Origin of the sequence: Leptospira abararensis (genome assembly GCF_016918735.1) — a bacterium.
GTDB lineage: Bacteria > Spirochaetota > Leptospiria > Leptospirales > Leptospiraceae > Leptospira_A > Leptospira_A abararensis.
This window is the reverse complement of record NZ_JAFFPR010000004.1, coordinates 33,573-49,984: the sequence shown is the minus strand read 5'-3', so window position 1 is coordinate 49,984 and position 16,412 is coordinate 33,573. Positions and strand designations below refer to the sequence as shown.

At 36.6% G+C, this 16,412-nt stretch carries 9 protein-coding genes; 4 read left to right on the top strand and 5 right to left on the bottom strand.

Translation table 11 applies throughout. The features are described 5' to 3' along the window. From JWG40_RS00355 to JWG40_RS00345, 3 genes are read left to right on the top strand one after another with little or no spacing between them, the layout of a single operon-like run. A complete protein-coding gene (locus JWG40_RS00355; RefSeq protein WP_205283914.1) occupies window positions 1-360 on the top strand; it encodes a response regulator in 360 nt (119 codons plus the stop codon). Between the two features lie 7 nt (window positions 361-367). Continuing rightward, window positions 368-748 carry a response regulator gene (locus tag JWG40_RS00350; protein WP_205283913.1) on the top strand — a complete coding sequence of 127 codons (381 nt, stop codon included), beginning with the start codon at window positions 368-370 and terminating at the stop codon, window positions 746-748. Further along, window positions 735-3,221, top strand: coding sequence for an ATP-binding protein (locus JWG40_RS00345; protein ID WP_232369065.1), 2,487 nt, complete (start codon window positions 735-737; stop codon window positions 3,219-3,221). The genes JWG40_RS00350 and JWG40_RS00345 overlap by 14 nt, the downstream gene beginning before the upstream one ends. Here the strand turns inward: JWG40_RS00345 and purM are convergent. Genes purM through JWG40_RS00325 form a run of 4 tightly spaced genes read right to left on the bottom strand, consistent with a single transcriptional unit; the run spans window position 3,214 to window position 7,476 of the window. Beyond that, window positions 3,214-4,239: a phosphoribosylformylglycinamidine cyclo-ligase gene (purM, locus tag JWG40_RS00340; RefSeq protein ID WP_002989338.1), complete on the bottom strand. Its 1,026-nt coding sequence runs from the start codon at window positions 4,237-4,239 to the stop codon at window positions 3,214-3,216. The genes JWG40_RS00345 and purM overlap by 8 nt on opposite strands. Further along, window positions 4,232-5,041: a glutamate racemase gene (gene murI / locus JWG40_RS00335; RefSeq protein WP_205283912.1), complete on the bottom strand. Its 810-nt coding sequence runs from the start codon at window positions 5,039-5,041 to the stop codon at window positions 4,232-4,234. Before murI ends, purM begins: the two co-directional genes overlap by 8 nt. Then, window positions 5,042-6,343, bottom strand: coding sequence for a pyridoxal phosphate-dependent aminotransferase (locus JWG40_RS00330; RefSeq protein ID WP_205283911.1), 1,302 nt, complete (start codon window positions 6,341-6,343; stop codon window positions 5,042-5,044). It abuts the gene before it with no gap. Window positions 6,344-6,348: 5 nt separating this feature from the next. Further along, the gene (locus JWG40_RS00325; RefSeq protein WP_002973171.1) at window positions 6,349-7,476 is read right to left on the bottom strand and encodes a S1C family serine protease; all 1,128 of its coding nucleotides are present in this window, start codon (window positions 7,474-7,476) and stop codon (window positions 6,349-6,351) included. Window positions 7,477-7,479: 3 nt separating this feature from the next. Here JWG40_RS00325 and JWG40_RS00320 point away from each other — a divergent pair, with 3 nt between their 5' ends. After that, entirely contained in the window at window positions 7,480-8,565 is a 1,086-nt protein-coding gene (locus JWG40_RS00320; RefSeq protein WP_205283910.1) for an aminopeptidase, read from the top strand. Here the strand turns inward: JWG40_RS00320 and JWG40_RS00315 are convergent. Continuing rightward, a complete protein-coding gene (locus tag JWG40_RS00315; RefSeq protein WP_205283909.1) occupies window positions 8,562-16,412 on the bottom strand; it encodes a PD40 domain-containing protein in 7,851 nt (2,616 codons plus the stop codon). The two genes, JWG40_RS00320 and JWG40_RS00315, sit on opposite strands and share 4 nt — an antisense overlap.

The window sequence follows — 16,412 nt, the reverse complement described above, 5'->3', positions numbered from 1 at the left end:
ATGGCAAGAATACTAACGGTAGATGATGCACCTGCAGTTTTAAAAATACTGAACCTGGTGCTAACAACAGAAGGTCACGAGGTCACTTCGGCAACGAATGGGATAGAAGCACTGCAAAAGTTGGAAACATCCAGTTTTGACATTGGAATCTTCGATGTAAATATGCCTGGAATGACAGGGATTGAGTTAACTGAAAAAACTCTCAAATCAGAGAATGGAAAGTCTATGAAAATTGTTATGTTGACTACTGAGTCTAGTGACGAAATGAAAAACAAAGGTAAGGCAGCTGGAGCTGTGGGTTGGCTTGTGAAACCATTTGCAAATGAATCACTAATCAAATTGATTTCCCAACTCGTATAAATGCAAAATGGCATCGATCCTTGTAGTAGACGACTCTTCTTCTGTTTTAAAGATAGTTCGGCTAGCTTTAAGCAGCCAGGGTCATAGTGTAATCACTTGTAATGCAGGAGAGGAAGCATTGGAAATCTTAAAATCTGATGTTTCTATTCGGTTAGGTATCTTCGACTTTAATATGCCTGGAATTAGTGGGATCAACTTAATTAAAGAAACAAAGAAAATTGCAAAAAATTCTAATTTTAAATTACTTGTACTCTCCGCAGAAGATAAACCAGAGATCATCTCAAACGCTTTATTCAATGGTGCAGATGCGTGGATGGTAAAACCATTTAACAACGAACAATTGATTAAACAAGTAACGGAGCTTTTCAATAACGATGCTTCCATTTGAAGTAAACGTTATATTTGCGATTACCGTCATATCCGTAGTATTCAATACTACGATGGCATTCATCATTTACTTCCTTTCGAAACATTCAAAATCGGAAGTTAAACTTGGTTATACGGCAATTTTCCTGACTGTTCTTGTTTTCAGAAACTTCGCCCTTTATCTATTTGGAGCCGGGAGCGAAAAAATATATTTTTTCTTTTCCGAAAGTTGTGCCATTTTTGGTTCCTATCTTTTGATTGCAGCAGTATCTCCAATTATAACAAAAAGAATTAGTTTATCTTTTCTATATACTCTTTGTGTTTCAATTTACCTCATATTTGTATCTCTTCTCCTAACAGATATTTCATTTTTTTGGATGGCATTACCTTCTTCCATTTTTAATGCTGGGACTCTTTTTTTATTTGGGGTCGTGGTTTTCAGACTGAACACTTTCCCCCAAGCATTTCGTTTCTATTTTTTAGCTATTTGTTTAACCATAGCTCTTCAGAGGATTACCTTCCCCTATCTTTTTGGTTTGGAATGGTACAGACCTATAGGTTATATCATCAATACATTATTTATGTTTTTATTTGGAGTCGGTTGTATTCTTTTTAACTTCAATATACAAACTAAAAAATTAAACCTATCCCTCGAAGAACTAGAGTTATTACAAAAAACAATCAAAGATGTAAACGTTCGCCTTCTGATTATGTATAATCAACTTCCAGCAATTATTTATAATATAGAATTTTTACCAGAACCAAGAACCTCCTACATTAGCCCCAAAATGGAAGAAATTACAGGATATGGATTGAATTTTTTCTATGAAAATCCCGATTTTTTTAAAGATATAGTCATCCCGGAAGACCAACATAAGATTTCAGAACTTTATGCTGGCCATTCGCCAATCATACTTCGAATGATACACGCAAATGGGTCTTTGATTTGGACTGAACATTATGTAAATGTATCGTTTGATATATTGGAAATTGAAAAAAGAATCGATGTGGTTGCCCTTGATATTACCAAATCTAAAAAAACTGAAATCTCTCTACTTCAGGAGAAAAACTTAAACTCTACTGTTTTTGACAATGCAGCAAATTTAATTTTATTAACAGATGCAAATGGATTAATCGAGAGTATCAACTCAGCAGCCCAAACCATTTTAGGAATGAGGAAATCAGAAGTCATAGGGAAATACATCCAGAATGTCATTTTACTTCCAGAAGACAGAGGATACTTAAAAGATGTTTTGGATGATGTGAATGAAATTCAAAACATCGCGGAAAGTTTAATCTTACGTTGCGTTACAAATTCGAACCAAGTCCTTTTTTTAGAATGGAGACTTGGTATCATTCGTGATAATCGAAACGAACCGTTAAAAATTATATGGATTGGAATTGACCAAACTTCAAAACGTGCTGCGGAAATTGAACTCAAAGAGTTAAATAAATCTTTGGAAGAGAAAGTTAGAGCGAGAACCAAAGAACTCCAATCCAGTAACTTTGAACTTAACTCCGCACTCTATGCTTTAAGAGAAGCTCAACAAAAGTTAATTCAAAATGAAAAGATGGTCTCTCTGGGACAACTTGTATCAGGACTTGCCCATGAAATCAACAATCCTATTGGAATGATTAAGTCTTCTGTTGAAACATTAGTATCTGAATGGGAAGAAGAAAGTATCCATGATTCAAGTATACGGATTAGCGAATTAATCCAATCCATTCTAGATACACATTCCGGTGGCCTTCGTATCTTAACTGGACTTTCTAACAGACAAGCACGTAAATCTCTTACCGAAAGTTTCAAACAACACTCGGTCCCATTTGAAGAAGAACTTGCGGAACTTTTTGTGGATTCAGGAATACGAAACCTTTCTCACCCGATGATTTCAAAAATCAAAAATGTAATTCGAAACAAACAAGACTTTCAAACATTAAGAAGACTACTACTCGTTAAACAATCTTCCGAACATATTTTATACTCAGTGAAAAGGCTTTCAAAGATCACCTATACACTAAAAAATTTTGCTGGTTTACAATCCAACTTAGAACTCACTGATTATTTATTAACCGACACAATTCATTCTGCAATTTCCCTTTATAAAGACCATTTTTTAAGAGATATTAATTTGATATTGAATCTGGAGTATAGCGGAAATGTTCGGTGTATACAAGGTGATTTAGTCCAACTCTGGGGCCAAATCATTTGGAATTCTATACAGGCTGTTGCATCCAAAGGTACAATACAAATTCGTAGTTTCAAAAAATCAGAAACTGTTTTTGTGGAAATCGAAGACTCCGGTGTGGGGATACCTCAAGACAACCATTCAAAAATCTTTATGCCTTTTTTCTCAACGAAAACAACAGGCGATGGCTTAGGGCTTGGACTTTATCTTGTAAAAGAAATAGCAAACAGGCACAATGCAAACGTAGACTTTGAATCTACGCCAGGTAGAACCATTTTTAAGGTTAGTTTTCCATTAACTACTTAATGGTAATTTTCCCAGTGGTATTAGTTTTACCAATCAAATGAGCTTTTTCACCAAGAGTTTGTAGTTCACTCATCACCACATCCGCTTGAGATGGGTCTACCACAAGAATGTAACCAATTCCCATGTTAAAAGTTCCAAACATATCATGACGATCCAATGAATGATCCTTTTCTAGTTTGGAAAAAACATAACTTTCTGGAAGATTACTTATTTCTGCACCAATACCTGCAGGTAACACCCGAGGAATATTTTCGTAAAATCCTCCTCCGGTGATATGAACCATTCCTTTGATAGAAAACTTTTCAATTAATGATAAAATTGTTTTTACGTAAATTTTAGTGGGTTGGAAGACATGATTTTTCAAAAAATCCAAATCACTTGAGGAAGTTGGCAATTTTCCATCTTTTAATAAGATTCTTCGGATGAGCGAAAAACCGTTGCTATGTGGCCCAGAAGATCCAAGACCAATAATAGAATCACCAGGATTGATGGTAAGTCCATTAATCATCTTTTGTTTTTCAACAACACCAACCACAAAACCAGCTAAATCGTATTCATCATCTGGCATAACACCTGGATGTTCTGCAGTTTCTCCACCAACAAGTGCACAATCAGCTAATTTACAACCTCTTACAATTCCCGATACAATGGCTTCCATACGTGGTAAAAAAAGTTTACCACAAGCAATATAATCTTGAAAAAACAATGGTTTTCCACCATTGACAAGGATATCATTCACACACATGGCAACCAAATCAATTCCAACAGTATCATGAATGTCTAATAACCGTGCGATTTGAAGTTTCGTGCCAACACCATCAGTTCCAGACAAAAGAATTGGCTCGTTATATGATTTCAAAAAACTAACATCGTAACAGGCGGCAAAACCACCAAGCCCACCCAAAACATTTTTGTTATGAGTCGATGCTACATTTGATTTGATTCTTTTTACAAACTCTTGTCCTTTTTCGGTATCAACACCTGCTTCTTTATATGTAATTTTATTTGCATCAGACATGGAGTTTTCCTGTAGTAGTATTGATAAGGGAGAGAGTATGGTTAGGTGTGATTGTTTTGGCAATCCTTCCTGCTAAATGAACATAATCTGAATCAGAAGTATTCAAAAGAATATCTAATTGGTTTTTGTTTTCTTGGAAGTCTGGGAGGTTTAAAACTCGTTTCATATGGAGTGTTGTGCCCATATTCCCATCATAAACTTTTACCTTGGGATAATTATAAAGAATTCTTTCCTTAAGAAAGACATAGTGTGTACAACCTAAAACAAAGACATTAGAGTCTTTCACTACTGTTTTGATCTTGGAATCAAACAAATCCCAAGCATCTTCCCAAAGATCTTTATCAATGAGTTTCGCTAAACCTTCACAAGGAACAGGAATTACCTCTGTGCCCAAAGGGAAACCAGAGACTAAGTTTTTAAATTTATCTTCTTTTAAAGTAAGTTCTGTAGCAAATACTGCAATTTTGACTCCAGGGTTCTCGGCTACTGCCGGCTTCAAAGCTGGTTCCATTCCAAAAATGGGAATGGAATGTTTTGCCCGAAGAAAATCCGCTGCAGCTGAAGTGGCTGTGTTACAAGCAAACAAAACGGCTTCGCAGTCTTTTTCTAATAAATACTCAAAAGCATTTTTTGAAAGTTCCAAAACATCCGATTTGGATTTTTGACCATAAGGAGAATTTACTAAATCACCAAAGTAGATATAATCAATATTGGATGTTTCTTTCCAAAGCGTTCGAAGGACAGAAAGCCCTCCGAGACCTGAATCGAAAATTCCTATTTTATATCTTCCGCGAGAATTCATTTAGGATGCTAAATACTTCCTGATATTATCTGCGAGAGTTGTATAAATCCATTCAAACTTTGTCTCGTCTTCTTCGAGTAAGGTGACCCTAAATCCGTTCCGGTTACAACAAAAAGAACTAAGTGGAACCACACAAATCCCTGCAGAAGCTAACAGATGCAAAACAAATCTCCTGTCAAGTGCCGCTTTGTCCATAAGTGGAGCCACAAAATCACGAACCTTTGTATTGGAAATGGGAAGTGTCATATGAGGCTTCAAAGCACCGTCTTCAAATAAAACAGTTAAATAAAAAGCACCCTTTGGTTGGATGACTTTCACTCCAGGAATTCCTGAAAGAATGGAAGTAGCTTTCTCTGCACGTTTTTTAAACTTCTCATTTCTAAATTTCAAATGATTTAAAAATTCAGGATGAGAGTACACAAGCGGAATGGAAAGTTGAGGAAGGGTAGTAGAACATACCTCCAACATCTTTGCGTCTAACAACGATTTAATGTATCTTTCAAAGGTGGGATCGTTTTTACGATTGAAAACTTCAAGCCAACCACAACGTGCCCCAGGCCATGGAAATTCTTTGGATATAGATCTGAGAGCAAACCCACAAACCTTATCACCGATCACTTCGGATAAGTGAATACTTCCCCATTCCGAATAATTTACATGGGCATAGGTTTCATCGCAAATTAAAATGATGTCATACTTTTCACAAATTTTGACAATCTCTCGCATGACTTCTTTAGGATACACAGCTCCTGTCGGATTGTCTGGATTGATAAGCAAAATTCCGGCAATCGAATCATTGTATTTTACTTTGTTTTCAATGTCTTCTAAATCAGGCATCCAATCGTTGTCTGGATTTAGTTCATATGTTAGGTGTTCATACCCAGAGTGTGCCGCTTCTGCAGAAGATAATGTCGAATAGGCGGGAGAAGGTCCAAGGATCCTTGCTTCTCGTCTCATAAATCCGAATATTTTTGCAACTGCATCGCCGAGGCCATTAAAAAAAAGGATGTCCTCTGAAGTGATCTGGGCCCCGCCCCTTTCATTCACTTTTGATGCTAAAAATTTGCGAGTGGTTTCATCACCTTGAGTTGCCGTATAGGCCCAAGATTTGTTTTGGGCTACAAGTCCACTCACAATGTCTTTCATCCAGTTGGGGACGGACTCTCCCTTTTGGATGGGGTCTCCAATATTTTCCCAGGTAATCGCAACACCCATTGCCTCAATTTGTTTGGCAAGGGCTACAATCTGGCGGATTTCATAAATGAGTGCATCAGCACCCGAGTGGACTATATTTCTTCTCATAAAATTTACTGGCCTTTTTTATAGGCGGCTTCGACCAAAGGGATCGATAATTCCATCTCTTGGGTATCCCGTAATATCTTCAACCGTAAGACGCCCCCAAGACCAACAAGTCCCACTTGTTCTCGTAAATCATTGATATGGCGGATTTGGAGTCCATTGGCCCCCTCAATAAAGTCGTAACGCCTAAGTCCCCCTTTTTCCGCAGAAGAATTGGGTTCTATATCATAGACCAAAACACCCACGGTTTCCCCAGGAATTCCAAGTGATTTCCTGTGGTCAGGGAGAGGGGCAGTGGCCATCACACCGAGGGTTGCCGGCCGAATGTTCTGGCCCACGTTTTGTTCAATTTGTCGAAGCACTCGTTTGGCATAGTTGATAGGAATGGCAAATCCAATCCCGGCACTGGCACCCGAAGAAGAGCGGATCATACGATTGATCCCCACCACTTCCCCATAGATATTGAGGAGGGGACCACCACTGGATCCAGGGTTTATGGCAGTGTCAGTTTGGATATGAGTTTGGCCCGTTTCATCCAAATCCTCTCTCGATTTGGCAGAAACCACACCCACTGTAAATGTCTTTTCTAGTCCATACGGAGAACCGACGGCAATAGCCCAGTCCCCCACTTCAATTTCATCGGAGTTGCCAAGAAATGCAGGAGTAAAACGGTCGTTACTTGGGATTTTCAAAAGAGCTATGTCTGCCCTTTCATGGCTTCCTACATATCGTGCAGGAAAAATGCGACCATCTGACATGATGATTTCAATGATCTCTGCATTTTTAATGACATGGTAGTTTGTGACAACAAATCCTCTTTCATCAATGATAAAGCCACTTCCTATGGAAGAGATCCGATCTTCCCTACTTTCACCAAAGGCGTAAGGATGAAAAATCATCTCCGTTTTTTTCGTACGGATAGAGACTACAAATTGTTGGGCTTCACGGTAGACATTACGAAAGCTGGATTGGATTTGGATGGCTTGGCTTTGTTTACTAGAAGAAATCGGTTTCGGGGAAGCAAACAATTTTGTTACAGCGGATCGAATCTCCGGAAAGAAGATCGCAAACAAAAGTACAAAAACTAAAGCAAAGTTAATGTAGACGACTGGCGGAATCGAAGTTTTTCTTTCCATAGAATGCCAAAACCCCTTCCACTTTTGTCGATTCCCCTTCCCTGTCGAACCAAAAAGATTCCAAGAATATTTACGGTTTTACTATTTCCCATTTTTCTTCATGGGTGTTTGCCGTATTTATTTCACTTAGGTAAGGAACAATCTTCCATTATCTTGGGTCGTGAAAAAATCGATGATATTCTAAACCTACCAGGATTGGATTTAAAAACAAAACAAAAATTAAATTTAATCCGAGAAGCCAGAAATTTTGCCATCGGGGAACTAGCATTAAATGAAAAAGGTGGGTTTGAATACTATACAAAATTAGAAAGGGAAGAAATCGGTTGGAACGTTAGCGCTTCGGAAGCGTTAGAATTAAAATCCTATACATGGTGGTTTCCCATTGCCGGAACCGTTCCCTACAAAGGTTACTTTGATAAACAAATGGCCATTGCACTCGAAAATGAATTAAAATCCGAAGGATATGATACTCGCATTCGAGCCATCGGTGGATACTCGACACTTGGTTGGTTTTCAGATCCAGTGTTATCACCGCAGCTCAGTTGGCCTGACCATAGACTTGTGGGCCTTGTTTTTCACGAAATGGCACATGCTACTGTTTATTTACCTGGAGATTCTACACTAAACGAATCTTACGCAAGTTATGTGGAAGAGAAAGGCATAGAAGTCTATTATAAAAAAAAAGAGGGGGAAGATAGTATTCATTTGCAAAAGTTTAAAAAAGAAAAGGTTCGTAGAGAAATAACTTTGGATCTTTTAAAAAAATATGCAGAGGATCTAAAAACTCTCTATTCATCCCAGTTGGACACCGACAATAAATTGATTCAAAAACGCGCCATTATGAATCAATTCAAAGAAGAAGTGATTCATAAGAAATTAGTACCCGAAGAAAAATCCAAAGAGTTTTTGGCTCGTGAATGGAATAACGAAGATTTTTTAGGGGCTCTTCGTTACCATTCAGGAGAGGTTAGTTTTGAATCCTTATTTATAAAATCCGGCAAAAACTTCGGGCTGTTTCATAAGGAAGTAAAAAATCTCTTTGAATTACCGGAAGAAACTCGCAAACAATTCTTAAACAAAAAACTTTAATCTTCAATCATGGCAGAAGTATAAAGTTTATATCCTATCCAATAGCGGTCATCGATTGTAGAATTTCGTGCCGCTTCTTTTCCTTCTACCAACCGTATGTGTAACGGTTTTGGCAAATCATTTGCTAACATAAATTGTTTCAAAAAAAACAAATTATGAACTCCCGTTTGAATCCCTGAGTGTAATACAAAGAGCCCTGTATTCTCCCTTGCTAAGTAATAAGCCACTCCGCTAAAATCATTAGTGTATTGCGTTGAAGTGCCAATCCTTTGGTTCGCATACACCTTAGCAGTATTTCCACCTTTCCCAACTAAACCAAACAACGGAACTCCAGCACTACACAAATAGTTGTTTTCACACCAACCAATCTCCGCAAAATCAATGCTATATGGCGAATACCCATCCCTTTTCCCATTAGTTTCCCATAACATAAGGTTTGCATTAATTTCATTTTCTGCGGAAGATTTCCAGCCAATGACAGATACATCTGGTTTTTTAGGAGAAATGGAAATAAATTTCAAAATAGGATTTGAAAGAAAATCAGAAACAGAAGCCACAGAATAGTATTCTGTATCTGGTATCACCATCGGCACTACTGCATGAATTCCAGAACTATAGATATAGTGTCGATTGGATTTGTTTAACCTAAAACTAGTTCGGTATTTATCTGCCAAAGACTCTCTAAGGATCACTTCCTGATTCCCAGATTCTGCGGAACGGAAGTATTTAACTGATTCCCTATAAATGGATTTGTTGTCGGAGAACATCTCACGACCGAGTGACTTTCCTGATGCAAAACTTAATAAGTATGTTTTTTTTCCAAGATCAAAGAGGCCGTGGAATTCTTGTTTACCAACCATCCTTTTCTTCAAACGTTCCGAATAGATTTCAAAATTGGGAATCTGTTTTACATATAATTCGCTATCAGAAAAACGATTGGAAGTAAAACGAAACACCTCTCTGGCGACTGCTAGATCAAAAAAACTTTCGGAACTATTTTTTTCCAAACTTTGTTGCAAAAGGAAATGAAATAAAAATTCATACTCTTCCCTAAGTTCTGGACTCAAGAACTCTCCCCGCATTTTTTTATTAAACTCATTTAGTAAAAAAATGTACTCCTCAGGTTTTTTCGATTTAGCAACTTGATAGAGTTTCAGAAATATACTTGGATGTGAGATTGTGGAAGATCGATTTTTTAAATAATCCCGTTTCCACTTAAAATCATTCCATCTTTCTTGCCAAAACTGGTTCCCATCACCTAACTCTTTATCCATGGCTTGAATCTTTGAAACCAACGATTCTGCCATTTCCGATTCCCCACGGAGTAACAACGCTTTTGCAAGCTCCAAACGGAAAAATAACGTTCTGTAATTGCGTCCCTCTTTTAATTCCTCAGAAACCAAAAGTTCCATTAAAGAATTCACTTCCCCGTTCTTTTGAAAGGGGACAGAACTTAAAAGCAAATGAAAGAATAATGTCCGGTTTAAATGAGAAAGTTTTGTTAAAACAGATTCCCCGCTGGTTAAATATTCAGGTGTTAGTGACATCGACTCAAAGTATCCAGTTTGGAGTTGTTCTTTCCATGCAGAATACAACCTCAATCTGTATGAGTCATAAATAGAGTCCGAATATCCAAATTTTGTAAAATCTCTGGAAAGAGTTTTTTCATCAAAATTTTTCCAATCTTTTTTAAATCCATAATTGTATGCTGAAGTAGAAGTAAGCGGAGTTAAATATATATTTTTATCACCTAACAAAAATCCTTTATGAAAATATAATTCTAAAATACGGTTTTTTGCGACCGTCTTTTCTTTCGGTGTTTTTGCAAGTCGAGTTAATTTGTTTGTTTCAGATTCAGCTTCGTTAAATAAATAGTTTTGAATGTATAAAGTCCCAAGTCGATAAGCTTGTAAAAAAGGATCTTCCTTAGCTTCCAACTTAGATCGAATCTCATTTTTTGAAGCAAGGTCTTTTACATTACCAGTACGAAGCTGAAAGTAAAAGTCAATGGCACCTAAGAAGGATTCCTTTTCATCGCCTAAAAAATCAGAGGTATTGTATTTGCAGTCTTCCTTTTCTTTGGAAGAAAGACATGAGACTAAATATTCATAACGAATTTGATTCTGAAACGGAGATTTCGAATACTTAGACCAGAGTGGGCGAAAAAAAGATTTTTTAGATACGTTTGGGAATATTTCTGTTTTTAACTTTGCAAGTTTCAATTCAAGCGAAGGCAAAGACGGGTCACCGTCATCTAACAAGGTAGAAGCGGTATAATAATTCTCGTAGGCATCTACAAATTCCTTAGATTTCTCTTTCAAAAAACCTGCTTCAATGAAACCTTCTGCTTTTTTTCCTAACCCATCTTTTGAAACCGAAAACTCTTTCCAATTTCCAATCAAAAGATGATTCGCATCTTTTGCAAAAGAATCAAGTTTCATTGATGTATAATCTTCGTTCTTCTTTGAAGGATAGGAGACTATATTCTGAATTCGTTTGGAACGTAAAACTTCATACAGTTTGCCAAGCAAATTCCATTGTTTCTCTGTATTGAAATTGGAATCGTTTAATCCTATGACTGAAATTTCAGACCCAGTTCCCTGGAAAATCTCACGAACAGGAAAAACATGTGACTTCTCATCTCCAAACAGAGTTGTTTGTTTATCAAGAGAACGATTGGTAACTAAATAATCAGTATCATAAAGATAAACACCAAGATCTCCTGAAGAAAGGGTACGCACATTTTTATCTTGTTTATTATTTTCGGTTTCGCCGTAAATGGTTACCCACTTCAATCTACGTTCATTTCTTTCAGCAAATAAATCTTTATGGTTTCTATCGAAAAAAAGCACAGGGAAAAGATTGGATTTACGATATTCACCAACAACAGAATTCACCAAACTTCCGTTTACTTTTGTTCCAATGATTTGTATTGTAGGGGAAGAGTTCCCTAGTTTTGGAATACATACACTCAGCTCCAACTGGGGACAGGCTTCCGATTTGAATTTCCCTTCCTGCGAATAGAAAAAATAATTCAATTCATTCGTTGGATATAAACCAACCCAACCTGTCAGAAACTCGTCACTATTTGTCCGTTTAGGATCTAAAAATGCAGATCGTTCCGGGGAAACCATCTTTAGTTTTCCAAGGATTGTATCTAAATTTTGGAGTTCTGTCTCTTGTTGTTTTAAAGAAAGAGCCACTGGCTCGCGCCTTAGTGCCTTTTCTGAGATGGAATTACTAAGTTTACGATAACCTTTTACCCATTTTACTAAATCTTGGTAATATAAATTTAATTTGGAATCTTCAAATTCAAATTGGGCAGAAATCAAATCGCGGAATAACTCCAGACTTCTAAAATTTTCCCAATGATTTACAAGGGATTTAGTTTCGCCTGAAGTAAGTAGTGCCTCGGAATAAGACTCCAAAAAGTCAACCAAACGATATTTAGGCGAAAACAGTCGAACGCTAAGATTGGACTGATAAGTATGAATCGCATCTTTTCCATAATTTAAATAGTTTGTTTTTTTATCTCCTCTTGCTTGGGACTTTTCCCACTTGAATCTCTGTGCATTTGCCCAAAACATTTCTTCATCCAATCGAAATTCATATGACAACTCAGAGGCTTCCTTCCATTTTTTCTCAGCGATAAAAAAATCACCTAACTTCATATAAATGGAGTAAAGATTCAATAGAATACGAACTCTTGTTTGACGAGAAATCGGATCATTTGTTAAACCAATGACCCGAGGATCCACAAGGCCTGGATTTTCGAGAATTACCACTGCCTTTCCTAAAATGGATTGAAAATCTTTCCCTTCCGCTTCTAACAAAAGAGATAAATAATACAATCCAGTTCCATAGACAATATCAAATTTTGGATTGTTAATTCTAAAAGAATTTTCACAAAGCTCATATGATTCAGAACATTTGGAGATTTCTCTTTTTTTCCAAAGATTTAGCTGATCTATAAATTCATTAAGTAAGGTACGCTTGGTTTCAAATCGAAATTCAGGGGATTCTTGTAATGAAAAAACTGAATATGCATAGTTCTGAAATAGATTTTCAAAACCTTTATTCGTTGTATTTTCAAAGAGGATATCAGCCAATTCTTTATAATGTTCAACTGCCTCTACCTGCAATTGGCTTCTTTGGTAAATTTGTGCTTCTACCTGTCTAGACTTTGCTAGGATATTTTTACCAATAATTGTATCATCTAAATCCTTCGAAGTGATTAGTTCATTTCTAACTTGTATCTCAGAGAGCGCGGCAGAATATTCTTCTTGTTCAATGTGATTTTCAATCCGAATCCCCAATGTTAGAAGGTATTTAAAATCGTTCGGAAACTCACCTGGGAATCTACCATCCCCAATGACTCGTAGGTTATCGCCGAAAAAGACATTCCACAAACTCCATTTCCGAAAGCGTTGTAATATGGTTTCTTTGTTGGATTTATATTCTGTTTCGGCTATGTTTAACATCTGGTAGGAATCACGAAACCGACCACTTTTCTGAAAAGCGATTGCAAGATAATTTGCTAAATTTACCGGACTAATAAACTTTACATCTTTATTATAAGCAATGGCTGTTTGAAAAGAAGCGATTGCAATTTCAAAATTACCAAATTCTAATTCGGATAAACCTTTCAAAGAAAATAACAAGGCTAACTTGGAACGGATTTCATTCAGCTTACCCAATGCAAAAGAATTTGGCTCTGATGCGTGTTCATTCACCGATTGGTAGTATTCATTTTTAAAATAGATGTCGATGGATTTTGAAAATTGTTCCGATGCCTTTTTATATTGGCCTTGATAAATCAACGACTTACCATAGTTAAAGCGATAGATGGCTTCTTGTTTGTATCCTTCAAACTGATTTTTTACAGACAAATAAATAGATGCATCTTCTACCTTACGATAACTTTCATTTGCTTTTGGAAAATTACTTAATAAAAAGTAGTTATTTCCCAAATTGAGATTCAAATCAGAGATCACCTTACGATCCCCGTAGTCCTCACCCAAAAATACAAGGATTTGATTGTATAACTCAATATTTGCTTCTAAGTTTTTATCAGGAAAATACTTTTTATAAAGTGCCTCATACACTTCGGAATCGATCTCTCCTGATTTTGGATTTTTCTGCATTTTGATCAAATCAACATATTGATACAACCAACCAAGCAACTGATATGCATCATAATGAGTGGGATCGGCGTAGATAATCCAGCGAAGTTCCAACTCTGCTCTTTTAAAATTTTCTAAAATTTCCGTTTTACGAACATCGGTCATTGTACCTGTGGAGTAATAGTAAGACTCAAAAGTTACATATTTATTGATGAGATAGTAAGAGTATCCATAAAGTGTCGCAAGATCCAAATAGGGTCTCGCTCGCGGGACTGCTTGTTTATAATAAAGTTCTGTCCAACTAAGTGCCTTTTCTGATAGAACTTCTATTTTTTCGAAGTCCTTAATATCAACCACACCACGAAGCAGCTCATTGTCTGTAAGGAGAGAAGTTACACCAGAAAGATTACCAACAACATTCAATTTATCTTTGCTTAAGATATTGAGTTGGTTTAAAAGGGCACGTTCTTCTTCTTCACGTATTTTTTTTCCATAACGGAAGATTGTATCAACCATCTTCCGTTGGTAATAAATGGCGTATTCCTTATACAAGGAATCTAAATATAAATTTCTTGTTTTCACAAGGAACATGTTCTGGTTATTAAAAAAATAATGAAAAGAAGATTGGAGTAAATCGCCAATCCTTTCAAATTCCACTGCTCTATTCTCAAAATAGAAAAAAGCACTTTGAATATCTTCTGCACCCAAATCAACACCTAGGATCGGATCATAAAATTCTAAATATATTTTTAAGTTACGAAGTGCATCAGAAGTATTTCCGGTGGTTTTTTGATTGTAATACTTTAGCAAATTTGCTCGTAACAAAATAGGGCTTTTGTAGGCCGCGATAAAGGAAGGAGTTTCAAAAATTGAAGGTTTGCCAGCCGGTTCCAAATCAATTTGAATGGGAATTGGGATAATGGAATCTAAAACTTCATTTGATTCGTTAAACTTACGAACATCCGATAGTGCCTTTGCTTTCAAAAACTTTAGCGTAATCGTATATTGATGAATTTGGTTTGTTTCAGTATCACCTAACAAAGAGTTCACAATCGAAATGATCGATTCGCTATTTCGATTTTCTGAAATTTTCTGAGCGACATCTTCTAAAAGGTATCGAAGGTCTCTTTTTTGATTATTCGAAAAAGGAAGAGATGGATTCGATAAATATCGTTTTTTTTCCTCCTCCCATCCCTGGATCATTTCCTGATACAAATGGGACAACTTTAAGGAAGAAGGTTTAAATTCATAGCCACCTAATCTTCGTTTAATTTCATCGATTTGATGGTAATCAGGAAAGCGTTCATAAATTAACCTTAATGAATCAAAAGCCTGCATGTTTTTTTTCTCAGTTTCCAATTCATCTACATGGAGATGATACAACATGGCTTCTGCATCTTTAGACCACTGGGACGAGGGTACTGACTGAACCTCTTTTATAAAATCAAAGGTTCGACCATTTTGTTTTGTTTCTTCCCATCGAAGTAACACGAGAGCAAATTGATTTTGATTCGATTGCGATTTCTGCCGAAAAGAGTCCAAATAGATCCGAGCCTCTTCCCTTTTCCCAATTCGAATCAGGGATACATATTTCAAAATAGCCACCCTTGCCGAATAAACAGGAAACAAGGGATCTTCCGAATAAAATAACTCTACAGAATCCAAAGCTAAAAAGTAGGAATCTAAACTTTGACCAGTAACAAAAGTTTTCGCATACTGGTACTGCTCACGTATGTTAGGTTGTTTCGGAATGGCCCCGTTTTCCGGAATAAAATAGATGTTAATGGCATTAAAGTAAGATGCTGAAAAAAGAATTGAACCACCATTAAAATGTGAGTAACGAACATCAAAATTGGAAGTTTCACCTGAAGATAAAACCCTCTCCTCTCCCGTTTCAAAACTCCTCATCACAAGAATGCTGTTATCTCTTTCGTCTAATTTCCCATTTAAGTTTGTGTCTTTTCGAATCGATGTGTAATATAAGTTTTTTGATTTTGAATCAACAGTGGGTGAAAAATCTAAGTAGGAATTATTTGTGATTCTTTGGATCTCAGAATTTTTCAGGTTAATACGATAAACCTCCCCTTTCGACTCTTCAAAGTAAGAAATAAAATAGATAGTATTTCCATCCGAAGATATATATGGAGAAGTAGCTCCCTTCGAAGTAATCTGAGCCACTCGATCAGGGTTTTCCAATTTTAGTGCACAAATGTTTGGCAAACCTGGTGAGAACCTATCCGATATAAAATAAATCGTTTCTCCATCGGGTGACCAAATAGGATCAGTATCAATTATTCCTTTTGTATATTCTCCACTTTTATTTGGTTTGTTCGTTAGATTGATAAAATCATCATTGATGAACCGATTGCCTTTGAGTAGTTCACGCGTCCACTCTTCGATGTCCATAGGCAAAAGGACCAAGTCTCCTTCTGAATCAAATTCCTCCGAAACAAAAACAAGATACTTTCCATTCGGTGAAATGGAAGGTTTTGTTTCCGAAAAAGGATGATTAGTAACAGGAACAACAACCGAACTTTGTAGATCGCGAAACCAAATATCAAAATTACCCTTTTGGTCTGTGGCATAGAATAAATACCGTCCGTCGTTTGTAGTCGAATTGTATAGGTTGTTTCCACGTTGAACTGTGAGAGGGAAGGGTTTGGACTGAGTCGGTGAAAAATAATTTTTTGAGATAGCCGAATAATCAAAATCGACATTCGTCAT